The sequence below is a fragment of the Pseudomonas sp. FP2335 genome (genome assembly GCF_030687535.1).
Classification (GTDB): domain Bacteria; phylum Pseudomonadota; class Gammaproteobacteria; order Pseudomonadales; family Pseudomonadaceae; genus Aquipseudomonas.
The window spans coordinates 5,694,874-5,719,362 of the sequence record NZ_CP117437.1 but is presented as its reverse complement, the minus strand read 5'-3'; the positions used below and the strand labels follow the sequence as shown (position 1 = coordinate 5,719,362).

General features: G+C 61.3%; 24 protein-coding genes. 15 read left to right on the top strand and 9 right to left on the bottom strand.

Features of this window, described 5'->3' with window-relative positions; genetic code table 11:
* Window positions 1–16: 16 nt before the first annotated feature.
* The 3 genes from PSH81_RS25860 to PSH81_RS25850 are packed head-to-tail and all read left to right on the top strand — an operon-like array spanning window position 17 to window position 2,957.
* Complete coding sequence (locus PSH81_RS25860; RefSeq protein ID WP_192297897.1) at window positions 17–1,159, top strand: ABC transporter ATP-binding protein; 1,143 nt, start codon at window positions 17–19, stop codon at window positions 1,157–1,159.
* A complete protein-coding gene (locus tag PSH81_RS25855) occupies window positions 1,156–2,076 on the top strand; it encodes an ABC transporter permease subunit (protein ID WP_065902286.1) in 921 nt (306 codons plus the stop codon). Before PSH81_RS25860 ends, PSH81_RS25855 begins: the two co-directional genes overlap by 4 nt.
* Entirely contained in the window at window positions 2,073–2,957 is an 885-nt protein-coding gene (locus PSH81_RS25850) for an ABC transporter permease subunit (protein WP_056860728.1), read from the top strand. Before PSH81_RS25855 ends, PSH81_RS25850 begins: the two co-directional genes overlap by 4 nt.
* Window positions 2,958–3,092: 135 nt before the next feature.
* Here PSH81_RS25850 and PSH81_RS25845 read toward each other — a convergent pair whose 3' ends face one another.
* Window positions 3,093–3,731, bottom strand: a complete 639-nt coding sequence (locus PSH81_RS25845) for an HD domain-containing protein (protein WP_226454604.1) — start codon at window positions 3,729–3,731, stop codon at window positions 3,093–3,095.
* Between the two features lie 249 nt (window positions 3,732–3,980).
* Here PSH81_RS25845 and PSH81_RS25840 point away from each other — a divergent pair, with 249 nt between their 5' ends.
* A complete protein-coding gene (locus tag PSH81_RS25840; RefSeq protein ID WP_305391702.1) occupies window positions 3,981–4,946 on the top strand; it encodes a GlxA family transcriptional regulator in 966 nt (321 codons plus the stop codon).
* A 144-nt stretch (window positions 4,947–5,090) separates the two neighbouring features.
* On the opposite strand, the gene PSH81_RS25835 is transcribed toward PSH81_RS25840, so the two are convergent.
* Together PSH81_RS25835 and PSH81_RS25830 are read right to left on the bottom strand one after the other, a co-directional pair.
* On the bottom strand, window positions 5,091–7,445 hold the full coding sequence (locus PSH81_RS25835; protein WP_305391701.1) for a penicillin acylase family protein: 2,355 nt from the start codon (window positions 7,443–7,445) through the stop codon (window positions 5,091–5,093).
* Window positions 7,446–7,475: 30 nt separating this feature from the next.
* A complete protein-coding gene (locus PSH81_RS25830) occupies window positions 7,476–8,051 on the bottom strand; it encodes a DUF6436 domain-containing protein (RefSeq protein ID WP_226454601.1) in 576 nt (191 codons plus the stop codon).
* A gap of 99 nt (window positions 8,052–8,150) precedes the next feature.
* On the opposite strand from PSH81_RS25830, the gene PSH81_RS25825 reads away from it, so the two are divergent.
* Window positions 8,151–9,074, top strand: coding sequence for an alpha/beta hydrolase (locus PSH81_RS25825; protein ID WP_305391700.1), 924 nt, complete (start codon window positions 8,151–8,153; stop codon window positions 9,072–9,074).
* 120 nt (window positions 9,075–9,194) lie between these two features.
* Here PSH81_RS25825 and PSH81_RS25820 read toward each other — a convergent pair whose 3' ends face one another.
* On the bottom strand, window positions 9,195–9,947 hold the full coding sequence (locus tag PSH81_RS25820; RefSeq protein ID WP_192297892.1) for a DUF2059 domain-containing protein: 753 nt from the start codon (window positions 9,945–9,947) through the stop codon (window positions 9,195–9,197).
* A gap of 132 nt (window positions 9,948–10,079) precedes the next feature.
* Here PSH81_RS25820 and PSH81_RS25815 point away from each other — a divergent pair, with 132 nt between their 5' ends.
* Complete coding sequence (locus tag PSH81_RS25815) at window positions 10,080–10,712, top strand: 2OG-Fe(II) oxygenase (RefSeq protein WP_192298236.1); 633 nt, start codon at window positions 10,080–10,082, stop codon at window positions 10,710–10,712.
* Window positions 10,713–10,714: 2 nt separating this feature from the next.
* The gene (locus PSH81_RS25810; RefSeq protein ID WP_226454599.1) at window positions 10,715–11,209 is read left to right on the top strand and encodes a DUF523 domain-containing protein; all 495 of its coding nucleotides are present in this window, start codon (window positions 10,715–10,717) and stop codon (window positions 11,207–11,209) included.
* 1 nt (window position 11,210) lies between these two features.
* Here PSH81_RS25810 and PSH81_RS25805 read toward each other — a convergent pair whose 3' ends face one another.
* On the bottom strand, window positions 11,211–11,705 hold the full coding sequence (locus tag PSH81_RS25805; RefSeq protein WP_226454598.1) for a transporter substrate-binding domain-containing protein: 495 nt from the start codon (window positions 11,703–11,705) through the stop codon (window positions 11,211–11,213).
* A 135-nt stretch (window positions 11,706–11,840) separates the two neighbouring features.
* Here PSH81_RS25805 and PSH81_RS25800 point away from each other — a divergent pair, with 135 nt between their 5' ends.
* On the top strand, window positions 11,841–12,281 hold the full coding sequence (locus PSH81_RS25800) for a DUF4399 domain-containing protein (RefSeq protein WP_305391699.1): 441 nt from the start codon (window positions 11,841–11,843) through the stop codon (window positions 12,279–12,281).
* 64 nt (window positions 12,282–12,345) lie between these two features.
* On the opposite strand, the gene serA is transcribed toward PSH81_RS25800, so the two are convergent.
* Window positions 12,346–13,575 (bottom strand): phosphoglycerate dehydrogenase, encoded by a 1,230-nt coding sequence (gene serA / locus PSH81_RS25795; protein WP_192297888.1) that lies wholly within the window; start codon window positions 13,573–13,575, stop codon window positions 12,346–12,348.
* A 204-nt stretch (window positions 13,576–13,779) separates the two neighbouring features.
* On the opposite strand from serA, the gene PSH81_RS25790 reads away from it, so the two are divergent.
* The 4 genes from PSH81_RS25790 (at window position 13,780) to PSH81_RS25775 (ending at window position 18,085) form a co-directional block, all read left to right on the top strand.
* The gene (locus PSH81_RS25790) at window positions 13,780–15,174 is read left to right on the top strand and encodes an FAD-binding oxidoreductase (protein ID WP_192297887.1); all 1,395 of its coding nucleotides are present in this window, start codon (window positions 13,780–13,782) and stop codon (window positions 15,172–15,174) included.
* A 22-nt stretch (window positions 15,175–15,196) separates the two neighbouring features.
* Window positions 15,197–15,862, top strand: a complete 666-nt coding sequence (locus PSH81_RS25785; protein WP_226454597.1) for a fumarylacetoacetate hydrolase family protein — start codon at window positions 15,197–15,199, stop codon at window positions 15,860–15,862.
* Between the two features lie 267 nt (window positions 15,863–16,129).
* The gene (locus PSH81_RS25780; RefSeq protein WP_305391698.1) at window positions 16,130–17,056 is read left to right on the top strand and encodes an SdiA-regulated domain-containing protein; all 927 of its coding nucleotides are present in this window, start codon (window positions 16,130–16,132) and stop codon (window positions 17,054–17,056) included.
* 120 nt (window positions 17,057–17,176) lie between these two features.
* The gene (locus tag PSH81_RS25775; protein ID WP_305391697.1) at window positions 17,177–18,085 is read left to right on the top strand and encodes an SdiA-regulated domain-containing protein; all 909 of its coding nucleotides are present in this window, start codon (window positions 17,177–17,179) and stop codon (window positions 18,083–18,085) included.
* On the opposite strand, the gene PSH81_RS25770 is transcribed toward PSH81_RS25775, so the two are convergent.
* Together PSH81_RS25770 and rpiA are read right to left on the bottom strand one after the other, a co-directional pair.
* On the bottom strand, window positions 18,086–20,032 hold the full coding sequence (locus PSH81_RS25770) for an autotransporter domain-containing protein (protein ID WP_305391696.1): 1,947 nt from the start codon (window positions 20,030–20,032) through the stop codon (window positions 18,086–18,088). It abuts the gene before it with no gap.
* 279 nt (window positions 20,033–20,311) lie between these two features.
* Window positions 20,312–20,983, bottom strand: a complete 672-nt coding sequence (gene rpiA, locus PSH81_RS25765) for a ribose-5-phosphate isomerase RpiA (protein WP_017736692.1) — start codon at window positions 20,981–20,983, stop codon at window positions 20,312–20,314.
* A 139-nt stretch (window positions 20,984–21,122) separates the two neighbouring features.
* On the opposite strand from rpiA, the gene ilvA reads away from it, so the two are divergent.
* Both ilvA and PSH81_RS25755 read left to right on the top strand, forming a co-directional pair.
* Complete coding sequence (gene ilvA, locus PSH81_RS25760) at window positions 21,123–22,637, top strand: threonine ammonia-lyase, biosynthetic (RefSeq protein WP_226454594.1); 1,515 nt, start codon at window positions 21,123–21,125, stop codon at window positions 22,635–22,637.
* Window positions 22,638–22,678: 41 nt separating this feature from the next.
* On the top strand, window positions 22,679–23,092 hold the full coding sequence (locus tag PSH81_RS25755) for a DUF2269 family protein (RefSeq protein WP_226454593.1): 414 nt from the start codon (window positions 22,679–22,681) through the stop codon (window positions 23,090–23,092).
* Between the two features lie 113 nt (window positions 23,093–23,205).
* Here PSH81_RS25755 and PSH81_RS25750 read toward each other — a convergent pair whose 3' ends face one another.
* Window positions 23,206–23,862 (bottom strand): HAD family phosphatase, encoded by a 657-nt coding sequence (locus PSH81_RS25750; RefSeq protein WP_226454592.1) that lies wholly within the window; start codon window positions 23,860–23,862, stop codon window positions 23,206–23,208.
* A 143-nt stretch (window positions 23,863–24,005) separates the two neighbouring features.
* On the opposite strand from PSH81_RS25750, the gene PSH81_RS25745 reads away from it, so the two are divergent.
* Window positions 24,006–24,485, top strand: coding sequence for an RNA pyrophosphohydrolase (locus tag PSH81_RS25745; RefSeq protein ID WP_003176750.1), 480 nt, complete (start codon window positions 24,006–24,008; stop codon window positions 24,483–24,485).
* Window positions 24,486–24,489 lie beyond the last annotated feature (4 nt).

Here is a 24,489-nt window from a genome sequence, read left to right as displayed (position 1 = left end):
TTTGGGAGTTTCGTAAATGGCAGTTGCCTCCGGCGCCTATAAGAAAGCCCTCGAAGGGGACCAGACACCGAAGAAGGTGCTGGTCAAAATCGACCGGGTCACGAAGAAGTTCGACGAGACGATTGCCGTGGACGATGTGTCCCTGGAAATCAAGAAAGGCGAGATCTTCGCCCTGCTCGGCGGTTCGGGTTCGGGCAAGTCCACCTTGCTGCGCATGCTCGCAGGTTTCGAGCGCCCGACTGAAGGTCGCATCTACCTCGACGGTGTGGACATCACCGACATGCCGCCCTACGAGCGGCCGATCAACATGATGTTCCAGTCCTACGCCTTGTTCCCGCACATGACCGTGGCGCAGAACATCGCGTTCGGCCTGCAACAGGACAAGATCCCCAAGGCCGAGATCGACGCCCGCGTGGCCGAGATGCTCAAGCTGGTGCAGATGAGCCAGTACGCCAAGCGCAAGCCGCACCAGCTGTCCGGTGGCCAGCGCCAGCGTGTGGCCCTGGCCCGTTCCCTGGCCAAGCGCCCGAAACTGCTGCTGCTCGACGAGCCCATGGGCGCCCTCGACAAGAAGCTGCGCTCGCAGATGCAGCTTGAACTGGTTGAAATCATCGAACGCGTTGGCGTGACCTGCGTGATGGTGACCCACGACCAGGAAGAAGCCATGACCATGGCCGAGCGCATCGCGATCATGCACCTGGGCTGGATCGCCCAGATCGGCAGCCCGATCGACATCTACGAGACGCCAACCAGCCGCCTGGTGTGCGAGTTCATCGGCAACGTCAACATTTTCGAAACCCAGGTGGTCGATGACGCCGAAGGCCACGCGGTGCTCAAGTGCCCGGACCTGGACCGCGACATCTACGTGGGCTACGGCATCGCCACGGCGGTGGAAGACAAGTCGGTGACCTACGCCATCCGCCCGGAAAAGCTGCTGGTCACCTCCGAAATGCCGACCTGCGAGCACAACTGGTCCAGCGGCAAGGTGCACGACATCGCCTACCTCGGCGGCCACTCGGTGTTCTACGTGGAACTGCCGAGCGGCAAGCTGGTGCAATCGTTCGTCGCCAACGCCGAACGCCGTGGGCAGCGTCCGACCTGGGGTGACCAGGTCTACGTGTGGTGGGAAGACGACAGCGGCGTGGTACTGCGCTCATGAACATGAAGAAGCTCAAGCGCCGCCTGCAACGAATAACCCCCAGTGGCCGGCATGCGGTCATTGGTATTCCCTTCCTGTGGCTGTTCCTGTTCTTCATGCTGCCGTTCTTCATCGTCCTGAAGATCAGCTTTGCCGAAGCCGACGTGGCGATCCCGCCTTACACCGAGATCTACACCTTTGTTGAGCAGAAACTGCAGTTGGTGCTGAACCTGGCCAACTACGCGATGCTCGGCGACGACGAGCTGTACATCGCCGCGTACCTGGGTTCGCTGAAAATGGCGTTCTTCAGCACGCTGCTGTGTCTGCTGATCGGCTACCCGATGGCCTACGCCATTGCCAGTGCGCGCAAAGAGATGCAGACCGTGCTGGTGCTGCTGATCATGATGCCGACCTGGACCGCGATCCTGATCCGCGTGTATGCGTGGATGGGCATCCTCAGCAACAACGGCTTGCTCAACGGTTTTTTGATGTCCATCGGGCTGATCAACGAACCGTTGCAGATCCTCAACACCAACATCGCGGTGTATATCGGCGTGGTCTATTCGTACCTGCCGTTCATGATCCTGCCGCTGTACGCCAACCTGGTGAAACACGACCAGAGCCTGCTGGAAGCTGCATCCGACCTGGGTTCGAGTACCTTCAACAGTTTCTGGAAGATCACCGTGCCGCTGTCCAAGAACGGCATCATCGCCGGCTGCATGCTGGTGTTTATCCCGGTAGTGGGCGAGTTCGTGATCCCGGAACTGCTCGGTGGCCCGGAAACCCTGATGATCGGTAAAGTGCTGTGGCAAGAATTCTTCAACAACCGTGACTGGCCGGTGGCCTCCGCCCTGGCGGTGGTGATGCTGGCGATCCTGATCGTACCGATCATCCTGTTCAACCGCAGCCAAGCCAAAGAGATGGAGGGCAAGATATGAAGCGCTTCAGTTTCTCCAGCTTTATGCTGGTGGCGGGGTTGTTGTTCATCTACCTGCCGATGCTGATCCTGGTGATCTACTCGTTCAACGAATCCAAACTGGTGACGGTGTGGGGCGGTTGGTCGATCAAGTGGTACGTGGGCCTTTTGGACAACACCCAGTTGATGGGCTCGGTGGCGCGTTCCCTGGAAATCGCCTGCTACACGGCGGTGGCCGCCGTGGCGCTGGGCACGTTGGCGGCATTCGTGCTGACCCGTATCAGCCACTTCAAGGGCCGCACGCTGTTCGGCGGCCTGGTGACCGCGCCGCTGGTGATGCCGGAAGTGATCACCGGTCTGTCGCTGTTGCTGCTGTTCGTGGCGATGGCGCAGATGATCGGCTGGCCCCAGGAGCGCGGCATTGTCACCATCTGGATCGCCCACACGACGTTCTGTGCGGCGTATGTGGCGGTGGTGGTGTCGGCACGCTTGCGTGAGCTGGACCTGTCGATCGAAGAAGCGGCGATGGACCTGGGCGCGCGGCCGTGGAAGGTGTTCTTCCTGATCACCATCCCGATGATCGCGCCGTCGTTGGCGGCGGGCGGCATGATGTCGTTCGCGCTGTCCCTCGACGACCTGGTACTTGCCAGCTTCGTGTCGGGGCCGGGTTCGACCACCTTGCCGATGGAAGTGTTCTCGGCGGTGCGTCTTGGGGTCAAACCCGAGATCAACGCCGTGGCCAGCCTGATTCTGTTGGCGGTGTCGCTGGTGACCTTCCTGGTGTGGTTCTTCAGCCGTCGTGCCGAAGAGATGCGCAAGAAGGCCATCCAGCAAGCGATCGAAGAAGCGGCGGCGGATGGCTGGCAGCAGCCGGACAAGCGTAGAGCACCCGCACCGGTCTAAAGGTCGGAACGGGGGTCAAAATGTGGGAGCGGGCTTGCTCGCGAATGCGGTGGATCAGTCGGTAAATCTGGTGACTGACACTCCGCCTTCGCGAGCAAGCCCGCTCTCACATTTGATTGCATTTCAAGGCAGCGATTATGCGGCCCAAGGGGATTTGCGAATCACCTCGACAAAATTCATCGGCCTGAACCCCGGCTCCTGATCCACCAGCACATCGGTCTTCACGTTGCCAAACGTAGTCTGCGGACGATGGCGCAAGCCGTCGGCGAACGCGCAGATGATGCACTCCTTGAACCCTTCACCGCGTGGATGCGCATGCACCACCGCTTCGCGCTGGGTGTCGCTGAAGGCGGCGTAGTCCATGCCCAGCACGTCCATCTCGACGCCGGCAGTCACCAGCGCGACGGTCGGGCGCAGATGTTGCGGTACGCCCGGGGTGGTGTGCAGGGCGATGGACAGCCACACCTGTTCGATGTCGTCCTCGCTCAGGCCATAGGGCTTGAGGAAAGCTGCCGCCGCGTTGGCGCCGTCCACTTCAAAACGTTCGTTGTCACTGCGATGGCCGGCCACCAGGCCCAGGTCGTGGAACATCGCGCCCACGTACAACAACTCCGGGTTGTAGGCCAGTCTCTTGCGCTCACCGCTCAAGGCGCCAAACAAAAACACCCGGCGCGAGTGGTGGTAGAGCAGGTCGGATTCGACGTCGCGGATGTATTCGGTGGTGGCCTTGGCGAGGGCGCTGTCGGGGATCGGGATGCCGGCGATGGTGGTCATGGTGGTTCTCCTGTGGGAAGAATTCCAGTCTGATCGCGCGCCCCTGGCGGAGCCATCGCCGCGAGGGCGCGATCCCGGCCAATGTGCCGCCACTTCATGCCAAGGGTGTACACAGTCCAATGTGGGAGCTGGCTTGCCTGCGATAGCATCACCTCGGTATACCTGCTGCACCGAGGTGTCTGCATCGCAGGCAAGCCAGCTCCCACAGGGGGGGCTGTGTTTATCCAGTTAGAGAAGGTGTGCCTGTTCATGAGCAAAACCGTCGCCATCCTGATCTTCCCCGGCGTCCAGTCACTGGACGTGAGCGGTCCGATGGACGTGTTCTGCGAGGCCAACCGCTTCCTGCCAACCCAGGACCACTACCAGTTGGACGTCATCGGCCTCGGCCACGGCAACATGACCGCCTCCAATGGCTTGTCATTGCAGGCCCATCGGCATTACAGCGAAGCCCTTGAGCCCTATGACCTCTTGTTGGTCGCCGGCGGCCCACGGTTGCCTTTCGAAGATTTCGGCGCCGGGTTCGACGCCTGGCTGCGCGCCGCCGCCGCCCGTGCCCAGCGCTTCGGTTCGATCTGCAACGGCGCGTTCATGCTGGCTCGCGCCGGGTTGCTGGAGGGCAAAACCGTCACCACCCACTGGAATGACGCCGCCGACCTGGCGCGCCTGTGCCCGTCGGCCAGGGTCGAAGCCGACCGTCTCTACGTGCAGGACGGCAATCTCTACACCTCGGCCGGGGTTACGGCGGGCATCGACTTGTCGCTGTATTTGCTGGCCCAGGACCACGGCCCGGAAGTCGCGCTGAGCGTGGCCAAGCGATTGGTGGTGTTCACCCAGCGAGCGGGCGGGCAGTCGCAGTTCAGTCCGTTCCTGACGCCCCACGCCGAAACCACCTCGGCGGTGGCGTTGGTGCAGCTCTACGTGCTGGCCAACCTGACTGGTGACCTGGGCATCGCCGACCTGGCCAAGGCGGCCAATATGAGTGCGCGCAACTTCTCCCGGGTGTTTGCCCGTGAAGCGCGGATCACCCCGGCGGAGTTTGTCGAGCGGGCAAGGGTGGATGCGGCGCGGGTGATGCTTGAAAGCAGCCACGCGCCGCTCAAGACCGTGGCTTATCGGTGTGGCTTTCGTGATGCCCAGCATATGCGCAGTGTGTTCAACCGCCGGTTGGGCGTGACACCACAACAGTTCCGGCTCAACTTTGCCGCACCGATCTGAAGCAGTACTCGGACCCACTGTGGGAGCTGGCTTTTGTGGGAGCGGGCTTGCTCGCGAATACGGTGTGTCAGTTACAGATGTTTCTACTGATCCACCGCATTCGCGAGCAAGCCCGCTCCCACATTTTGACCGGATTCCAAGCCGTTATCGGGCTGGCAGCAGTTTCAACGTGCCACGGGTATTGGCCGTGACTTCTTCATCGGTGAAATGCGCCTGTTCGTAGCCACCCTCGATATAAGTCTCCGCCTGATCCCCATAGTGCCGATCAAAAGGCACCCCGCTTTGTCCCACCGGGTTGATGGTCAGGGCGTGGGCTACGTCGGCAAAGTCGATCAGGCGTCGGGTAGATGGGCCATAGGTCACCGGCCATGGCGCCGGGCCGATAGCGGCGGACTGGTTGTTCGGCACTTCATGGGTGCCCGGCGCCGGGAATGGGCCGACGTTGAACACGCTGTCCAACGGCTTCTGCATACCCAGCGGATGGCCGTGGGTCAGGGTGTGGGCCTTGCCCCATTGCCACTGGCTCGGGTCATCGCCCAAGGTTGCCTTGAGGTGCGCGAGGCTGTTGTCCCAGGCGCGCTTGACGGTCTCGGTACGCTGGCCATTCCACCAGGGTGAATCCGCCGATGCGGCCAGACGCGGCAGCGCGGCGTCGATCACACGGGTGCCGAGCAGGGTCTTGAACATGCCGTCGCCGAGCTTGGGGTGGAACGCCGCGTCGGCGAGGTTGAACAGGAACTGGTTGAACAGCGTGGCGCTGGTGGAGTCCAGCGGGTAGTCGCCTTTCCAGCTGGCCAGTTGCTCCAGCAGTGGCAGCTGCGCCGGGTCCTTGACCACCTCGCGCAGCACCGGCAATAGCGGCGCCAGCAGGCGCGGGCCGAAGGCGGTGGTGGTGCCCAGTTGCAGGGCCTGGCTGTTGTTCACGTCCCATTTCACGCTCTTGTCGCTCAATTGCGCATTCAACTGCTGGCCGCGATCAGCGAGGTTGTAATAGCCCGGGATCTCCATGCCGGTGGGCGAGACCGGCTGGGCATTGGCCGACACCACGTAACCGCGTGCCGGGTTTTCTTCCTGGGGGTTGGCGCTGAAGGGGTAGAAGCCCAGCTTGTCAGCCTGGGCTGTGCTGCCGTCGAGGATAAACCCGGCGTTGACCCCGGCCGGGCGGATCGGCAGCTGGGCCGAGGCCCACCAGCCAATATCGCCCTTGGCGTTGGCCCAGACGATGTTCAAACCCGGCGCCGACACCTTGGCCGCCGCCGCGCGGGCCTTGGCCAGGGTGTCGGCACGGTTGAGCTGGTAGAAACCTTCGAGGATCGGGTTCTGCGTGTCGAGGAATGCCCACCACATGGCAATCGGCGTCTTGCCGGCATTTTCCCCGAGCACGTCATTGATGATCGGCCCGTGGGGCGACTGGCGCAGGGTGAGGCTGACCGGCGCCTCGCCCTTGACCTTGATCTGTTGCTCGGTGCGGGTCATGTCGACCCATTGGTCGTGGTACCAGACCTGGTTGGGGTTGTCCGGGTTGACCTTCTCGGCGATCAGGTCGAGGTCATCGTTCTGGAACATGGTCAGGCTCCAGCCGAAGTCCAGGTTGTGCCCCAGGAACGCCACCGGCACCAGCGCGTTGTGATAGCCATACAGCTCAAAGCCCGGCGCCGACAGCTGCGCCTCGTACCACACCGACGGCACCGAGAAGCGGATATGCGGGTCGCCCGCCAGCAACGGCTTGCCGCTCTTGGTACGGTTGCCGCTGATGGCCCAGGCGTTGCTGCCTTCGAATTGCGGCAAGCCGTTGTCGGCCAGTGCCTGCTCGCTCAGGGAGGCAAGGGCGCCGAGGGTTTGCCAATCGCTGGCGGCGAGGTTGAGGGCGCCCTTGGGTTGCCAGTCGAGGTCGAAGACTTTCAGGTAGTCGCTGCCCAACTGGTCGCGTACGTAAGTCAGCAAAGGTTCGGTACGAAACGCGGCGGCAAAGCTGTAGGCCATGTACCCGGCGACGCTGATGGTGTCCTCGGCGGTAAACGCGCGCTTGGGGATGCCCAGCACGTCGAACTCCACCGGGCTGGCGTGGCTGTCCTGATACTGATTGATGCCGTCCAGATAGGCTTGCAGGGCTTTCCAGTGTGCGGACTCATGGTCCAACTGCGCCACATAGGTGGTGGCACGCTCGCGAATGCGCAGGCTGCGGAACAGCTTGTCGGTCTCCAGCACCTTGGGCCCGAGCACTTCGGCCAGTTCGCCGCGGGCCAGGCGCCGCATGATTTCCATCTGGAACAGCCGGTCCTGGGCATGGACATAGCCCAGGGCGCGGTACAGATCGGTCTCGTTTTCGGCGCGGATATGCGGCACGCCACGGTCGTCGTAGCGCACCGTGACCGAGCCTTGCAGGTTGCTCAGCATCACCGTGCCCTGGCGGGTCGGTTGCTTGCTGTAGATGTACAGGCCTGCGCCGAGGGCGACCAACACCAGCAGAACCGCGAGAACCTGCAAGACGCGCTTCATGAACTTTCCTTGGCAAGAATGGGGGACGGACTACTGATCCTTAGGCCACGAACAATAGCAGCCCACCGCCAGGGTGTGCGTGGCATTCACTTCGCGTCCGCTCTCCAGTGCCATGAGGATCGGCTCGATAAAACTGTTGCTGGAGTTGCACGTCAGCCCTTCGCTGTAGGGCCCGAAATACGCGAGCTTGCCGCTGCGATCCCAGATGCCCACGGCGGGGCTGGCGGGCACCTGGTCGGCGCCGGGCAGGGCGTTGAGGATTTTCATCTGGCGCAGGTTTTCCGGCAGTTGGCCGTGGCTGCCGGGTTTTTGCAGGGCGTAGAACTCGACGCCCTGGGGCGCGTAGCGCTCGATCAGCTCGCCCAGATGTTGCTGGTTGCCGACGTTGCACGGGCAGGCCGGGTCCCAGAAATGCACCAGGCGGATCGGGCCGGGGCCGGCGAGGTCGGCAGGCAGTGTCAACGGATCGCCGGAAAACACCGCCGTGTGTTCGCTGAAAGCGCGCAGATAGCGGCCCTGGAACCAGTCATACGCCGCCCACAGCACACCGGCGCAGATGACCAGGAGCAGGCTGGCGAACAGGGCGGAACGGTAGGACGGTCGCATTCAGATGTATCCTCGAAGGTCGCGTAGCTTGCCATGCTTGTCCTGACAGATGAATATCGCAGCTCGATATTCATCTGCGCCGCCAGTCTGGAAGCCTTTATGCCCGTCACCTTTGACCCCGATCATCTGCGCGAAAGCTTGCGGCCCCTGGTGGACGCGCAACCGCTCAGCGCCGAGGCGCGGGTCTACCAGCGTTTCTACGGGCTCGATCAGGCCGTCAGTCGCCTGGGGCGTTTCGAGGTGGCTGGGTTCGAGGTTGTTGCGCAAGTGTGGTGGCCGGCCCAGCCTGTGGCGACGATGTTCATGTATCACGGCTTCTACGACCACATGGGGCTGTATCGCCACGTGGTGAAGTGGGCGTTGGAGCAGGGCTTTGTGGTGATTGCCTGCGATTTGCCGGGCCACGGCCTGTCCAGCGGCGAGCGGGCGAGCATTGATGATTTTGCGGTGTACCAGCAGGTGCTGCAGGCGCTATTTGCCGAGGCCCTGACGCTGCAATTGCCGCAGCCGTGGCACCTGTTCGGGCAAAGCACCGGCGGTGCGGTGGTGGTGGATCACTTGCTCAACCATGGCGCCGACAGCCCGGCCCAGGGTAAGACGTTCCTGTTGTCGCCATTGGTGCGACCGCGTGCGTGGGGCTGGTCGCAGGTCAGTTATTACCTGCTGCGGCCGTTCGTCAAAGGCATCGCGCGGCGGTTCAGCGATAACACCAACGACCCCGCGTTCAAGCCGTTCCTCGAAGCCGACCCGCTGCAACCACGGCAACTGCCGACAGCGTGGGTGGGCGCGTTGGCCCGCTGGATCAAGCGCATCGAAGCCGCCCCGCGTAGCTCACGACGGCCGGTGATTGTGCAGGGCGAGGAAGATATGACGGTGGACTGGCGGCACAATTTGCAGGTGCTGCGGGGTAAGTTCGATCAGCCCGAAGTGTTGATGCTGGCGCGGGGGAGGCATCACTTGGCGAATGAGATTGCGGAGATTCGCCAGGAGTACTTCAGTTTCCTCACGGACCAACTGAAGTAACACCGTTCAAAATGTGGGAGCGGGCTTGCTCGCGAATACGGTATGTCAGTCACAGATGTTTTGACTGAGCCGCCGCTTTCGCGAGCAAGCCCGCTCCCACATAAGCCCATTCCACACTGATTACTGCGTCAGGCTTGAAGTGCTTTGGCCAACAGCAAGCCCTGCGCGAATCGCCGCCAGCGCCGCCTGGTAATACGCCTTACCCTCTGGTGATTCGGCAAACGTGGCGAATTCTTCCAGCTCCGGGTCAGACAAATCCCGATAGACGTACAGCAACGTATTGTTCAGATCATTGCCAATCTGCTGCATCAACCGCTCACGCTGGCCATTCAGCATGCCTTGCGCCTGACCACCGCCAAGCAGCCCGGGAATCATCTGGCTCAAGCTGTCGGCAGCCACCCCGGCAATCGCCAGGCTGACTTCCGCACCGGCTTCACGGGCGGGCAGTGCTTGCGCCAGGTGACCGATGATCAGGCTGCGAGTGGCGTCGGCTTCGATTTTCGGCAGGCCCTGGGCGTTTTTCGCCAACTGGTCGCGGCGCGTGGCCAGCAACTCGGCGGCCACAATTTTGCGGCCCAAGGGCGACTGGAAGAACGCCAGCGCGGGTGCCGGGTCGGCCAAATTCTTGCGCAACTGCGCCTCGGCACGCTGGTCCATGGCCTGGGCGGCGAAGCGTTTATTGCTGTTGTCTACCAGCGCTTGGTAAACCGCCGGCGGCAGGCTGTTGCGGTAGCGTTGCTGGGCGGCACTGAGGGCGTCATTGAAATGCGCACGTTGTTCGGCCCAGCCGGCGACCTTGTACAACTGGTCATGGCCGTCTGCCCAGGCGGGCATTACGCAGAACATCAGCAAGGATAAAAACAAACGACGCATTAGGGACTCCTGTCAGTCGGCCACTATTGTCCGTGTCGGGCGTAGGATTTGTCGAGAAGTCCTATCAGTCGCCTGACTAAAGTGTATTCAGATGCTCGGCGGCTCTGTCGGATTCACAGGCGTATGGATACTATGCGCGCCATGCAAATACCCCTCGATCACCCGCTGTTGCAACGTATTGTCGACGACCTGGCTGAAAAGGGCTGGTCGCGGCAGGACGGCTTCGTGCCCCAGGCTCTGACCCTGGAACTGGCGGCTGAGTGCCGTAAACGTGCGGCTGAAGGTGAATTGGCACCGGCGGCAGTAGGACGTGGTCCGACCCAGGAGGTCCGTGAGGGTATCCGTGGTGACCATATCCAGTGGCTGGAGGAGGGTGACTCGCCCGTCTGCGATACCTACATGGCGTTGATGGACAGCCTGCGTCTGGCGATGAACCGCAGCCTGTTCCTTGGCCTGGAAGACTTCGAAAGCCACTTCGCGATGTACCCGCCGGGGGCGTTTTACCTCAAGCACCTCGACCGCTTTCGCGACGATGACCGGCGCACGGTCTCGGCGGTGATCTACTTGAACGAGGCCTGGCTGTCCGAGCAGGGCGGCCAGTTGCGCATGTACCTCAAGGACGGTGTCGAATACGACGTGGACCCTGCGGGGGGAAGCCTGGTGGTGTTCCTGTCTGGCGAAGTGCCCCATGAAGTGCTGCCCGCCACGCGCGAACGCCTGTCCTTGACCGGTTGGTTTCGCCGGCGCGGCAACGAGCCGTTTTAAGCATGGAAAAGATTCTGATCAGCCGCTGTTTGCTCGGGCACAAGGTGCGCTACGACGGTGGCGCCAGTGGGCCGTTCGATCAATTGGCGGCGTGGCAGGCCGAAGGGCGGGTGGTGGCGATCTGCCCGGAAGTCTCCGGTGGCTTGCCCACGCCGCGCCCGCCCGCCGAGATACCCGGCGGGCAAGGTGTGGATGTGTGGGAAGGGCGAGCCCAGGTGTTGACGGCTGAGGGTGAAGATTTCAGCGAAGCCTTCCTCGACGGTGCTCGCCAGGCGTTGGCGTTGGTGCAGCGGCATGGCATTCGTATCGCCGTGCTCAAGGCCAATAGCCCGTCTTGTGGAAATTTGCTGACATATGACGGCACCTTCTCGGGTGTGAAGGTGAGCGGCGAAGGCGTGACGACAGCGCTGCTCAGACAGCACGGGGTGCAGGTGTTCAGTGAGCTGGAGTTGCCCGAGGCGGCAGCGGCCTTGGCCCATCTCTCAGAAAGTGTCTAGTTCAATGTGGCTGGACTACCGGCGGCTCGTTCTCCAGCCACTTCTGCGCCAACGCCTTCAACCGCCCATCCGCCTTCACCCGCTGCAGCGCGCTATCCAAACTTGCCTTGAACGCCGGGTTGCCCTTCTGGAACGGGATCGCCAGCTCAGGCTTCTCGCGATACGCCTCACTGAAATCGAACCGATCCTGCAAGGCGGCAGTCATAGCGATATGGTTGATGGCCACGTCGTACTTGCCGGTTTCCACGCCTGGCAGTAAATCGGCGTCGTCGGTGGTGATAAACGAAGGGCGCACGTCCATCTCCTTGGCCAGTTGCTCGCCGAGTTCCACTTCAAAACCGGTGAGTTTGTCGCCTTCCTTGAAGTTGAACGGCGGGGTATTGGCTTCAAGGGCGATGCGCAGTTCGCCACGATCAAACACATCATCGACCAGTTCGGCGTGAGCCAAGGGGCTCATGAGGGGCAGCAACAGTAACAGGCCAGGCGAAAAGCGCATGGTCACTCCTAGAGAATTTTTTATGTGCGAGGCGCCGTTCAGCATCGCTTTGCTATGGTGTTGAGTGCCTTGGACAGCAATTTGTCGCGAAGTTGTCACAACCCTACAGATTTCCTGGAAAAACTGGAGAAGCGAATGAAAGCCCTTTTGTCCCGTGCAACGATTGCCAGCCTGTTGCTGGGTACCTCGATGTTGGCCAATGCCGCCGATGTGCCTCGTACCCCTGCACCGAAGGGTGCCGAGGTGTTTATCGTCTCGCCCAAAGACGGCGCGACGGTCGATAAGACCTTTACCGTCAAATTCGGCGTCAAGGGCCTGGACCTGGAGCCGATCGACAAGCAAGTGCAAGGCGCCGGCCACCATCACCTGTTGGTCGACCGGGACGTGCAGTCGCTCAAAGCCGACGAAGCCATTCCAGCCGATGCCACCTCGATCCACTTCGGCAAGGCACAAACCGAAACCGAACTGACCCTGACCCCGGGCAAACACACGCTGCAACTGGTGGCCGGCGACAACGTACACCGCCAGTTCGAGCCCACTGTAGCCTCGAAAGTGATCACGGTTAACGTCAAGTAAGATTTGTTCAGATGCAAAAAAGGGAGCCCCGAGGGGCTCCCTTTTTCATGGTGCGGTTGAAACCTTAGAACAACACGCGGCTACGGATAGTGCCGTTGATGTGCTGCAGTTTCTCTTGTGCCAGGTCCGAGTACTCGGCGTCGACGTCGATCACCACGTAGCCGACCTTTTCGTTGGTCTGCAGGAATTGACCGGAGATGTTGATGCCGTTTTCCGCGAAGACCTTGTTGATCTCCATCATCACGCCAGGGATGTTCTGGTGGATGTGCAGCAGACGGTGCTTGCCAGGGTGAGCCGGCAGGGCCACCTCCGGGAAGTTCACCGAGGATACCGACGTACCGTTGTCGCTGTACTTGACCAGCTTCTCCGACACTTCCAGGCCGATGTTGGCTTGGGCTTCGGCAGTGGAACCGCCGATGTGCGGGGTCAGGATCACGTTGTCCAGGCCACGCAGCGGGCTTTCGAAGATGTCGTCGTTGGAGCGTGGCTCCACCGGGAACACGTCGATGGCGGCGCCGATCAGGTGCTTGTCCTTGATCGCGTCGGCCAGGGCGTCCAGCTCGACCACGGTGCCGCGTGCAGCGTTGATCAGGATGCCGCCTTTCTTGATGGCGCGGATTTCCTTCTCGCCGATCATCCACTGGGTCTCAGCGGTTTCCGGAACGTGCAGGGTCACGATGTCGGACATGCCCAGCAGTTCGGTCAGGCTGGCCACTTGGGTGGCGTTGCCCAATGGCAGCTTGGTCAGGGTGTCGTAGAAGAACACCTGCATGCCCAGGCCTTCGGCCAGGACCGACAGTTGAGTACCGATCGAGCCGTAACCGATGATGCCCAGCTTCTTGCCGCGGATTTCGAAGGAGTTGGCAGCGCTCTTGATCCAGCCGCCACGGTGGCAGGAAGCGTTCTTCTCAGGAATGCCGCGCAACAGCAGGATCGCCTCGGCCAGCACCAGCTCCGCCACGGAACGGGTGTTGGAGTACGGTGCGTTGAACACCGCGATGCCGCGCTCGCGCGCTGCGTTGAGGTCGACCTGGTTGGTGCCGATGCAGAAACAGCCGACCGCCACGAGTTTCTTGGCGTGATCGAAGATTTCTTCGGTCAGCTGAGTGCGGGAGCGAATGCCGATGAAGTGCGCGTCGGCGATCTTTTCCTTGAGCTGGGCTTCCGGCAGAGAACTGGTGATGTACTCAATGCTGGTGTACCCGGCGGCTTTCAGAACGTCGACAGCCGATGGGTGGACGCCTTCCAGAAGAAGGAACTTGATCTTGCTCTTATCGAGAGAAGTCTTGCTCATCTGCGTAAACCTGTATCCCGGAGAAAAATGGCAGGGAATCGGATCGCTTAAGCTGACCCGGACGGCAGGAAAGCCGTCACCGCAGAAACGCCCTTGGGCTCTGTCCTGCGGGGGCGGTATGCTAGCATACGCGCCCCGCAAACACTCATTCCTGCGACGTGAAGCGTTCTCAGGATGACCATGAATTGTTCGAGAGTTCTGTCGATGACCCATCCTGCCCTGATTGATGAGCTAAAGACCCTGGTTGAGCCTGGCAAAGTGCTGACCGATGCAGACTCCCTGGAGGCTTACGGCAAGGATTGGACCAAGCACTTCGCACCCGCGCCGACCGCCATTGTCTTCCCCAAGACCATCGAGCAGGTCCAGGCCATCGTGCGTTGGGCCAATAACCATAAGGTCGCGCTGGTGCCATCCGGTGGTCGTACAGGCCTGTCGGCCGCTGCCGTGGCGGCGAATGGTGAAGTGGTCGTGTCCTTCGACTATATGAACCAGATCCTCGACGTGAACCTCACCGACCGCACCGCCGTGTGCCAGCCGGGCGTGGTCACCAAGCAACTGCAGAACGTTGCCGAAGAAAACGGCCTGTACTACCCGGTGGACTTCGCATCCTCCGGTTCCAGCCAGATTGGCGGCAATATCGGCACCAATGCCGGCGGGATCAAGGTGATTCGCTACGGCATGACCCGCAACTGGGTGGCCGGCATGAAGGTCGTCACCGGCAAGGGCGACGTACTGGAGCTGAACCGCGATCTGATCAAGAACGCCACCGGCTACGACATGCGCCAGCTGTTCATCGGCGCCGAAGGGACGTTGGGTTTTGTGGTCGAAGCCACCATGCGCCTGGACCGTGCGCCGAAAAACCTTACCGCCATGGTGTTGGGCACGACTGATTTCGACTCGATCATGCCGGTGCTGCACGCGTTCCAAAGCAAGCTTGACCTGACAGCCTTTGAGTTTTTCTCCGACAAGGCCCTGGCCAAAGTCCTCGGCCGTGGCGACGTGCCGGCACCGTTCGAAACCGAGTGCCCGTTCTACGCGCTGCTGGAATTCGAAGCGACCACCGAAGAAGTTGCCAACCACGCGCTGGAAACCTTCGAACACTGCGTGGAGCAGGGCTGGGTGCTGGACGGCGTGATGAGCCAGAGCGAAACCCAACTGCACAACCTGTGGAAACTGCGCGAGTACATCTCCGAGACCATTTCCCACTGGACTCCGTACAAGAACGACATCTCGGTAACCGTGTCGAAAGTGCCGGCGTTCTTGAAGGAAATCGACGCGATCGTCGGCGAACACTACCCGGACTTCGAAATCGTCTGGTTCGGCCACATCGGCGACGGCAACCTGCACCTGAACATCCTCAAGCCGGAAAACCTGAGCAAGGATGAGTTCTTCGCCAAGTGCGCCACTGTTAACAAGTGGGTGTTCGAAACCGTCGAGAAGTACAACGGTTCGATCTCCGCCGAACACGGAGTGGGCATGACCAAGCGCGATTACCTGACCTACAGCCGTTCGCCAGTCGAGATCGAATACATGAAAGCCGTCAAAGCGGTGTTCGACCCGAACGGGATCATGAACCCTGGCAAGATCTTCGCTGTTTAATCGCCCCTGAAGGAGTCGTTCCATGAGCTACCAGCACAAGTATGTCGACGGCACCAACATCCACTTTCCGGTAGGGAAAGTGGTGTGCATTGGGCGTAACTACGCCGAACATGCCAAGGAACTGGATAATCCGGTGCCAACCGAGCCGTTGCTGTTCATCAAGCCAGGCAGCTGCGTGGTGGCGTTGGAAGGAGGGTTTGCCATCCCTACCGAGCGCGGTTCGGTGCACTACGAAGCGGAAATCGCAGTGTTGATCGGCAAACCACTGTCGACCAAGCCCAGTCGCGAAGAAGTGCTGGACGCGATCTCTGGTTTCGCCCCGGCGCTGGACCTGACCCTGCGCGACAAGCAGGCCGAGCTGAAAGCCAAGGGCCTGCCGTGGGAAATCGCCAAGTCCTTCGATGGCGCGGCAGTGATCGCGCCGTTCGTGGTGAGCAGCACCTTCCCTGACCTGACCGACATCGGCATCCGCCTGACCATCAATGGCGAAGTGCGCCAGGACGGCAACAGCGCAATCATGCTCAACCCGATCGTGCCGATGATCCAGTACATGGCGGGCTGCTTCTCGCTGCAGGCTGGCGACGTGATCCTCACCGGCACCCCGGCCGGCGTGGGCCCGCTGAATGTGGGCGATGAGCTGGTGCTGGAGTTGTCGGGTGTGAATCGCTTCGAAAGCGTGGTTCGCTAGGTACTGACGAAACGCGATTAAAAATGTGGGAGCGGGCTTGCTCGCGAATACGGTGGTTCAGTTGGAACATCTTTGACTGACACACCGCTTTCGCGAGCAAGCCCGCTCCCACACAAGCCCATTCCCACATTGGTTTTGTGTGTGCCCGCAAAATCCAGTTCTTTGCATTTTTTTCACACGCCATCCGGATAATCCTCAGCCTCTTGCGCGCGGGCTTCTAGATCCTGTGCTATCACCTAACGCTGACTTTCCGGAAAAAGCGCCCCCATGGCCGTTACCCTGCCCAGCAGTACCTCCAAGCCGCGTTCGCGTTTTGCCCTGCGCTGGTATTCCTGGCTGCTATTGGTCGGCGTGATTACCTATGGCCTCGCCTGGGCGATGCACTGGGATGATCGCGGCATGCTGTGGGTCAAGGAACGCTTCGAGAACCCTGCCGAACGCCAGCAGAGCGTGTGGCTGCCGGATTATCAGGTGGTGATCGATGGCAAACTTTTGCCAGGCATGGAGAAGGATGAGGCTTCGGACGTTTCCTACAACCCCCGCACCAAAACCCTGTTTTCCGTCATGGGCAAAAACCCGTTCCTGGTTGAGCTGACCCTGCAAGGCGATGTGCTGCGCAAGATGCCACTCAACGGCTGGAGCAACCCGGAAGGCGTGACGGTGCTGGAAAACGACCTGCTGGCCGTGGTCGACGAGCGTGACCACACCTTGACCATCGTCAAGGTCGACACCGACACGACCCAGCTGAACAAGGCCGACTTCCACAGCTACGACCTGGGCCCGTCGAAGAACCAGAACAAAGCCTTTGAGGGCGTCACCTGGGACAAGCGCAACCAGCAGATCATCCTTGGCGAAGAACGCCCGCCTGCGCTGTTCACCTGGAAAAGCGACGGCAGCCAGACCCTGGCTGGCGACAAGCAAAAACTGAGTAGCACCGAATTGGACATGCGCAACCTCTCGGCCCTGGCCGTGGACCCACGCACCGGTCACTGGCTGGTGCTTTCGGCCGATTCCCACCTGCTGCTGGAGCTGGATGAAAAGGGCGAGCAAGTCAGCTTCATGACCCTGCTTGGCGGTTTCAATGGGCTCAAGGACACCATTCCACGTGCGGAAGGGGTGACCATGGACGAGGACGGCAACCTGTACATGGTCAGCGAGCCGAACCTGTTCTATCGCTTCGAAAAGCACAAATAGCACCTCGGTTACGTCGGATAGTTCTCTAAGAACGGCATCCACCAGACACCAGGGCGCGTTTAAGTTTAAATTCAGACGGGCGTGATATTCATGCGCCACCTTTGACTTTGAGCCCGCCCGATGCGCCGACTTGTCCGCCCCACACCTATCCTCCTGCTACTTGCGCTGATCGCCCTGATCAGCGCTGCAGTGGTTGCGCAAGAATTTCGCCTGTTCGAGCGTGGCTGGTTCAACTTTCTGGCGTGGCGCCAGCCAGCCAATGAGCATTCCATAGGCCTGGCCGATTACCGTGTGACCCTTGAGGCCCAGGTCATCGAAGGCCTGGACAGTGATGTGTCGGCCCTGACTTACGACCCGGTGCGCAAGAGCCTGTTTACTGTCACCAATAGAAACCCGGAGCTGATCGAACTGTCGCTGGAAGGCAAGATCCTGCGGCGCATCCCCCTGGTGGGGTTTGGGGATGCCGAGGCGGTGGAATTCATCAGCGAGAGCATCTACGTCATCAGCGACGAGCGCCAGCAGCGGCTGATCAAGGTGCATGTGGATGACGACACGCAGTTCCTCGATGCCGCCGACGCCGAGCAAATGGTCCTGGGCCTGCACATGGGTGGCAACAAGGGCTTTGAAGGGCTGGCCTATGACTCGCAGGGCAAGCGTCTGTTCGTGGCCAAGGAGCGCGACCCGATGCTGATCTACGAGATTCACGGCTTTCCCCATTTCAAGCCGGAAAAAACCTACTCGGTGCATGTGATCAACAACCCCAAGCGCGATGCCGGGCTGTTTGTGCGTGACCTGTCGAGCCTGCAATACGATGAGCGCAGCGGCCATTTGCTGGCGCTGTCGGATGAGTCGTTTCTGGTGTTGGAGCTGGATGTCGACGGTCGCCCGTTGAGCAGTTTGTCGCTGCTCAACGGGCGCCATGGCCTGAAAAAACGCGTGCCTCAGGCCGAAGGGATCGCCATGGACGATGACGGTACGTTGTACCTGACCAGTGAGCCCAACCTGTTCTACGTGTTCAAGAAGCCCTGATCAGAACATCCATTGCACCCCCAGCGAGTAGCCGGTCTGGCTGCCTTCGCTGTGGCCCAGGCGGCCGTTGACCTCGGCAAATACTCCCAGCTGCGGGGTGATCGCCAATTGGCTGCCGACTTGCGCGCGACCAAAGCTCTTGTCCGCTGAACCCAGCTTGGCGGTGCGCGCCTGGCCGTCGGCGCGGGCGGTCAGTTGCAGGTCGTCCAGGCGGCCGTCAGCCATCTCCTTGACCCAAGCGATGTCGCCGTAAGGCAGCAGGTTGAGGCCGTAGGGCAGGGCGACAGCGCCTCGCACGCGCCAGCCGAGGCTGGCTTCCAGGGAGTCGAAAGACTGTTCCTCGTAGGTCAGGGCCGTGCGCAGGTCCTGCTTTTCGCGGAATTTATCGATACGCGAGTGGCTGTAGTCCAGGCCTGCAAAAGGCCCGCTCTTGATGGCGCCGAAGTCAAAGTCATAGCCACCCAGCACGCGCGCGCCCAGGGTCAGGGCGTCGGTGTTGCCGGTCAATTGCTGGTTGAGCAGGATCGGCCCGCCATTCGCCTGGATCAGCAGGTTGCGCTTGGACTCGAAGCGGGTGTGGCCGATGCTCAGGTCGCCGGCCAGCCAGCTCGGCCCGCCATCGTTGAGCAGCGCATAGGCCGCGGCTTGCCAAGTGTCGCTGTCGAGTTTGCCACGGTGCTCAAGCGTGTCACGGCCGTTGAGGTAGCTTAGGCTGGCGCCGATGTTCAGGCTCGGGGTCAGTTGATAGTCGCCCAGCGCATGCAGGCCCACGCGTCGCGCTTCGGGGTTGGGGGCAGTATCGAAGCCGCTGTCCGGGTTGTATTCGCCGTCCACGCCGATCTCGCCATCAAAGCTGCCAACCTCGCGGCTGGCCGACTGCAAGGTCAGCCAGCGCCGGTCATGCAGGCGCACCATGGCCTGGTGCTGGCGTTGCAGGTTGTCCTGCATATTGCGCGCAACGGCGCCGCCCGAGGCGGTGGAGGCCATCAGGTCGGCGTTGGTCAACTCCAGCACGAGGCGGCTGAGCAGGCGCGAATAGTCGCGCAGGCGTTGATCGATGCGCGCCTGGCCGAAGGCGTCGGTGAGCACGGCCTTGTTGTCTTCGGCGGGGTCGTGCCAGGTCGAGCCGCCGGGGATCTTCGGGTTGTCGGTCTGGGTGTAACCGTCGAGGTCGCCCAGTTCCCAGTTGGTGGCTTCTATATACAGAATCGGGATGTTCAGCGGTTCGAAGGGCTCGCCATCGCTGCAGCAGCCGGTGCCTTTGGGGTATTGCGGGTCCAGGCCGGGGTTGGTGAACAGCGGGATGTTCAATTCCTTGGCGATCTCAAAGGTGTGCTCGCGCAACGACGCCAAGGCCGGGTTGGCGGTGCTGTTCTGGCCGGCGTGGGCGTACATCATGTCGCCGGTGATCAGGCTGTCGAGGTTGATCATCGCCAGCATGTTCGCGCGCTGGCTGGCGCTCAGCGACGCGACAAACGCCCGCGAACCGCGCAGGCCTTCCTCTTCGGCGCCAAAGCCGACGATCTGCAAGCCGTTTTCCAGTTGCAGGCCGCCAAGGTTCTTCGCCACTTCCGTCAGCACGCTGGCGCCGGAGCCGTTGTCGTCCAGGCCTTGCAGGGTCGGGCGGCCGAAGAAGGTGTCGAAGTGTGCGCCAATCACCACGTACTGCGGTTTGGTGCCGGCGGCGTAGGCCACCACGTTTTGCGACGCGCGACTGCCGTTGTTCCAGGTGAAGTCCTGGCGGCTGATGCTGTAGGCCGTGCCCATCTGGCTCTGCATCCAATCGGCGGCCCCGGCGAAGTTGGCCGTGCCGCGATAACGGCCGGGGTAGTCGTTGATCAGTTTTTCCAGGGTGGTGTTGGCGTGCTCGCCGTAGTCGTAGGCCAGGAGGTGGGTCGGCAGCAGGGCGCAGGCCGCGCTGATAGCAAGTGCTAGGGGCTTTATCACAAGGTCTTCCTTGAGGTGATGGGGATGTTCAAGCCCAGACCTTTGCACAATGTGCGCCTCATTCCCTGGGCGATTGTGATTTGGCGCATTGTTAAACGGGTGAGTCGCCTGGCTGTAATTTGTAACGGATTTGATACCAGTGGCGGTGTTGAGTGTCGTGACGTGGCGCACGATTTTGGCGAGGGGGGCTGCGAAAAGTAGCGTTTTTGTTACATGGGTGCTGTGAGCGAGGGGATCAAATGTGGGAGCTGGCTCCCACATAAAGCGAGGCAGTGAGCCTTAGGCCTTGAGGGTTTTCACACCTTCAGCGGTGCCCAGCAGCAGTACATCAGCCGGGCGCGCAGCGAACAAACCATTGGTGACCACGCCGACGATGGCATTGATCTGGGTTTCCAGCTCCACCGGGTTGGTGATCTGCATATTGAACACATCCAGGATGATGTTGCCGTTATCGGTCAACACGCCCTCACGGTAAACCGGGTCGCCGCCCAGTTTTACCAGCTCGCGGGCCACGTGGCTGCGGGCCATCGGGATCACTTCCACCGGCAGCGGGAACGCGCCGAGCACCGGTACCAGCTTGCTGGCGTCGGCGATGCAGATGAAGGTCTTGGCCACGGCCGCGACGATCTTCTCGCGGGTCAGGGCTGCGCCGCCGCCTTTGATCAGGTTCAGGTGCGCGTCGCTTTCATCGGCGCCATCGACGTAGAACTCCAGGTCGCTCACGGTGTTGAGCTCGTACACCGGAATGCCATGGCCCTTGAGGCGTGCAGCGGTGGCTTCGGAGCTGGCCACGGCGCCGTCGAATGCGCCCTTGTGCTGGGCCAGCGCATCGATAAAGCAGTTGGCGGTGGAGCCGGTGCCGACACCGACGATGCTCTTGTCGTCGAGTTTGGGAAGGATTAAATCGACAGCGGCTTGGGCCACTGCCTGTTTGAGTTGATCCTGGGTCATGCGGGCTCCGGAACGGGCGGGGGAGTTATCGAGGGGCGCGAGTATAACCCAACAAAACCTCTGGATTCGTGTGGTCGCCCGGCCAAAAGCCGGGTTAGACTCCTTGGCCCTGCCAAACCGTGAAAGTAGATGCCCGCCGATGCTTGAACAGTACGTCAAAAAGATCCTCACCTCCCGCGTCTACGACGTTGCCGTAGAAACCCCGCTGCAGACCGCCCGCCAGCTCTCCGAGCGGCTGGGCAACAAGGTCTGGCTCAAGCGTGAAGACTTGCAGCCGGTGTTCTCGTTCAAGATTCGCGGCGCCTACAACAAGCTGACCCAATTGAGCAGCGAGGAGCGTGCCCGCGGTGTGGTCACGGCCTCGGCGGGCAACCATGCCCAAGGCCTGGCCCTGGCCGCCAAGGTGCTGGGGGTCAAGGCCACCATCGTGATGCCCAAGACCACCCCTGAGATCAAGGTTGAAGGTGTGCGCTCCCGTGGTGGCAAGGTGGTGTTGCACGGTGATTCCTTCCCGGAAGCCCTGGCCTACTCGCTGAAACTGGTCGACGAAAAGGGCTACGTCTACATTCACCCCTACGATGATCCGCACACCATTGCCGGGCAGGGCACCGTGGCGATGGAAATCCTGCGCCAGCACCCGGGGCCGTTGGACGCGATCTTCGTACCCGTGGGCGGCGGCGGGCTGATCGCCGGTATCGCGGCGTACGTGAAATACCTGCGGCCGGACATCAAGGTCATCGGCGTTGAGCCGGACGACTCCAACTGCCTGCAAGCCGCGCTGGCCGCAGGTGAGCGCGTGGTACTGCCGACCGTCGGGCTATTTGCCGATGGCGTGGCGGTGGCGCAAATCGGCCAGCACACCTTCGACATCTGCAAGCACTATGTGGATGAAGTGATCACCGTGAGCACCGATGAAATCTGTGCGGCGATCAAGGACATCTACGACGACACCCGTTCCATCACCGAGCCGGCAGGCGCGCTGGGTGTGGCTGGCATCAAGAAGTACGTCGAGACCCGTGGCGTCACCGGGCAAACCCTGGTGGCCATCGACTCCGGTGCCAACGTCAACTTCGACCGCCTGCGCCACGTAGCCGAGCGCGCCGAGCTGGGCGAAGGCCGTGAAGCGATTATCGCCGTGACCATCCCCGAGAAGCCGGGCAGCTTCAAGGCGTTCTGCGAGGCCGTGGGCAAGCGCCAGATCACCGAATTCAACTACCGCTTCCACTCTGGCAGCGAGGCGCACATCTTTGTCGGTGTGCAGACCCACCCGGAAAACGACCCGCGCAGTGCCTTGATCGCCAGCCTTACCGGCCAGGGTTTCCCGGTGCTGGACCTGACCGAGAACGAACTGGCCAAGTTGCACATCCGCCATATGGTCGGCGGGCATGCGGCGCACGTCAGCAATGAAGTGGTGTTTCGCTTCGAATTCCCGGAGCGCCCGGGAGCCTTGTTCAACTTTCTTAACAAATTAGGCGGGCGCTGGAACATCTCGATGTTCCACTATCGCAACCACGGCGCAGCTGACGGCCGTGTGGTCGCAGGCCTGCAAGTGCCGGCGAACGAGCGTCACCTGGTACCGGCAGCCCTGGAAGCCATCGGCTACCCGTACTGGGATGAAAGCGATAACCCGGCCTACAAACTGTTCCTCGGTTGAGCGACTACGCTGATTGGGGTGGCCTTTGAGAGATTCGAGATATGCAAACCCTGATCACCCTGAAAGTTATCCACATCGCGGCCACCGTGTTGCTGCTGCTCAGCGGCCTCGGCCTGGCGCTGTTGGCCTGGCGCAAACGCAGTGCCGGCCCGGCGGTCACCGTGCAGCGGCCGTGGGCCTTCGTCTGGTTGCTGATGGGGATCTGCGTAGTCAGCATGCCGTTCACCGGCTGGTGGCTGGTGCATTTGGTCGGCTGGCCGCTGGGGCAGACCTGGATCCTGGGCTCCAGCATCCTCTATACCGTAGCGGCGCTGGCCTGGTTCTGGCTGGTGGCGCGGCTTAATCGCCTGCGTAAAGGCGAGGGCGGCAGCCTGAATTTCACCCTGGTGCTGGCGGTGGTCAGCCTGGTGGGGTTCGTGGCGATTGCGGGGCTCATGGGCGCTAAGCCGGTTTAAGGCGCAAGACCGAGTCGCCTGCATTCGCGAGCAAGCCCGCTCCCACACTCGACCGAGTTCCAACATGAGAATACGGTCAAAATGTGGGAGCGGGCTTGCTCGCGAAGGGGCCATCAGCTACGCAGCGTAATCACCGGCCAGCCGCGCTTTTCGGCCTCAGCCCGCAAATTCGGGTCCGGATCCACCGCCACCGCGTGCGTCACTTGCTCCAGCAACGGCAGGTCATTCATCGAATCGCTATAGAAATAGCTGCCTTCCAGGCTGAATCCGGTTTCTTCCAACCACCGATTCAAACGCGTCACCTTGCCTTCCCGGAAGCACGGCACGTCGGTGCTGCGCCCGGTGTAGCGGCCATCTTCCATCTCGCATTCGGTGGCAATCAGGGTTTCCACGCCCAGGCGTGCGGCAATCGGCGCGGTGACGAAACGGTTGGTGGCGGTGATGATCACCAGCGTGTCGCCGGCGGCGCGGTGCTTGGCCAGCAGTTCCACGGCGCCGGGCAGCATCAGTGGCTCGACGCAGTCGCGCATGAAATCGCGGTGCCACTCGTCGAGTTGGGCCATCTCGGTACGGCCGAGGATTTCCAGGCTGAAGTTCAGGTAGGCGGCGTTGTCCAGCTTGCCGGCCAGGTAATCCTGGTAAAACTCGTCATTGCGGGCCTTGTAGGCGATCGGGTCGAGAATCCCGCGTTCACAGAGGTAATCGCCCCAGGCGTGATCGCTGTCGCCGCCGAGAAGGGTGTTGTCCAAGTCGAATAAAGCCAGGCGCATTGCAGTTACTCGCTGAAATGTCTGTAAAAAGGCGTCCAGAATACGGTCTTTTCACAAGAGTGCACATAAGCTAAGAAGCCTCGTTGCCGCTGCAACAACCTTTGTGGAACAATGCGGCGACATGCGTTTGCGAGGTTGTTGCCGTGATCGACCCCGATGGTTTCCGTCCTAATGTCGGGATTATTCTTACGAATGATGCCGGACAGGTGCTATGGGCTCGCCGAATCAACCAAGATGCCTGGCAGTTTCCTCAAGGTGGAATCAACCCCGACGAAACCCCTGAAGACGCCTTGTACCGTGAGTTGAACGAAGAAGTCGGCCTTGAGCGCGAAGATGTGCAGATTCTGGCCTGTACCCGTGGCTGGTTGCGTTATCGTTTGCCGCAACGCCTGGTGCGTACCCACAGCCAACCGCTGTGTATCGGCCAGAAGCAGAAATGGTTTCTCCTGCGCCTGATCTCCAACGAGCAGCGGGTGCGGATGGATTTGACCGGTAAACCGGAGTTCGATGGCTGGCGTTGGGTCAGCTATTGGTATCCGTTGGGCCAGGTGGTGACATTCAAGCGCGAGGTTTATCGTCGCGCTCTCAAAGAGCTTGCCCCGCGCCTTTTAGCGCGCGACTGACGAC

What these genes read in the sequence shown, in the direction of transcription:
- PSH81_RS25860 (WP_192297897.1), top strand. Translation starts at nt 17, where the DNA reads ATGGCAGTTGCCTCCGGCGCCTATAAGAAAGCCCTCGAAGGGGACCAG.
- PSH81_RS25855 (WP_065902286.1), top strand. Translation starts at nt 1,156, where the DNA reads ATGAACATGAAGAAGCTCAAGCGCCGCCTGCAACGAATAACCCCCAGT.
- PSH81_RS25850 (WP_056860728.1), top strand. Translation starts at nt 2,073, where the DNA reads ATGAAGCGCTTCAGTTTCTCCAGCTTTATGCTGGTGGCGGGGTTGTTG.
- PSH81_RS25845 (WP_226454604.1), bottom strand. Translation starts at nt 3,731, where the DNA reads ATGACCACCATCGCCGGCATCCCGATCCCCGACAGCGCCCTCGCCAAG.
- PSH81_RS25840 (WP_305391702.1), top strand. Translation starts at nt 3,981, where the DNA reads ATGAGCAAAACCGTCGCCATCCTGATCTTCCCCGGCGTCCAGTCACTG.
- PSH81_RS25835 (WP_305391701.1), bottom strand. Translation starts at nt 7,445, where the DNA reads ATGAAGCGCGTCTTGCAGGTTCTCGCGGTTCTGCTGGTGTTGGTCGCC.
- PSH81_RS25830 (WP_226454601.1), bottom strand. Translation starts at nt 8,051, where the DNA reads ATGCGACCGTCCTACCGTTCCGCCCTGTTCGCCAGCCTGCTCCTGGTC.
- PSH81_RS25825 (WP_305391700.1), top strand. Translation starts at nt 8,151, where the DNA reads ATGCCCGTCACCTTTGACCCCGATCATCTGCGCGAAAGCTTGCGGCCC.
- PSH81_RS25820 (WP_192297892.1), bottom strand. Translation starts at nt 9,947, where the DNA reads ATGCGTCGTTTGTTTTTATCCTTGCTGATGTTCTGCGTAATGCCCGCC.
- PSH81_RS25815 (WP_192298236.1), top strand. Translation starts at nt 10,080, where the DNA reads ATGCGCGCCATGCAAATACCCCTCGATCACCCGCTGTTGCAACGTATT.
- PSH81_RS25810 (WP_226454599.1), top strand. Translation starts at nt 10,715, where the DNA reads ATGGAAAAGATTCTGATCAGCCGCTGTTTGCTCGGGCACAAGGTGCGC.
- PSH81_RS25805 (WP_226454598.1), bottom strand. Translation starts at nt 11,705, where the DNA reads ATGCGCTTTTCGCCTGGCCTGTTACTGTTGCTGCCCCTCATGAGCCCC.
- PSH81_RS25800 (WP_305391699.1), top strand. Translation starts at nt 11,841, where the DNA reads ATGAAAGCCCTTTTGTCCCGTGCAACGATTGCCAGCCTGTTGCTGGGT.
- serA (WP_192297888.1), bottom strand. Translation starts at nt 13,575, where the DNA reads ATGAGCAAGACTTCTCTCGATAAGAGCAAGATCAAGTTCCTTCTTCTG.
- PSH81_RS25790 (WP_192297887.1), top strand. Translation starts at nt 13,780, where the DNA reads ATGACCCATCCTGCCCTGATTGATGAGCTAAAGACCCTGGTTGAGCCT.
- PSH81_RS25785 (WP_226454597.1), top strand. Translation starts at nt 15,197, where the DNA reads ATGAGCTACCAGCACAAGTATGTCGACGGCACCAACATCCACTTTCCG.
- PSH81_RS25780 (WP_305391698.1), top strand. Translation starts at nt 16,130, where the DNA reads ATGGCCGTTACCCTGCCCAGCAGTACCTCCAAGCCGCGTTCGCGTTTT.
- PSH81_RS25775 (WP_305391697.1), top strand. Translation starts at nt 17,177, where the DNA reads ATGCGCCGACTTGTCCGCCCCACACCTATCCTCCTGCTACTTGCGCTG.
- rpiA (WP_017736692.1), bottom strand. Translation starts at nt 20,983, where the DNA reads ATGACCCAGGATCAACTCAAACAGGCAGTGGCCCAAGCCGCTGTCGAT.
- ilvA (WP_226454594.1), top strand. Translation starts at nt 21,123, where the DNA reads ATGCTTGAACAGTACGTCAAAAAGATCCTCACCTCCCGCGTCTACGAC.
- PSH81_RS25755 (WP_226454593.1), top strand. Translation starts at nt 22,679, where the DNA reads ATGCAAACCCTGATCACCCTGAAAGTTATCCACATCGCGGCCACCGTG.
- PSH81_RS25750 (WP_226454592.1), bottom strand. Translation starts at nt 23,862, where the DNA reads ATGCGCCTGGCTTTATTCGACTTGGACAACACCCTTCTCGGCGGCGAC.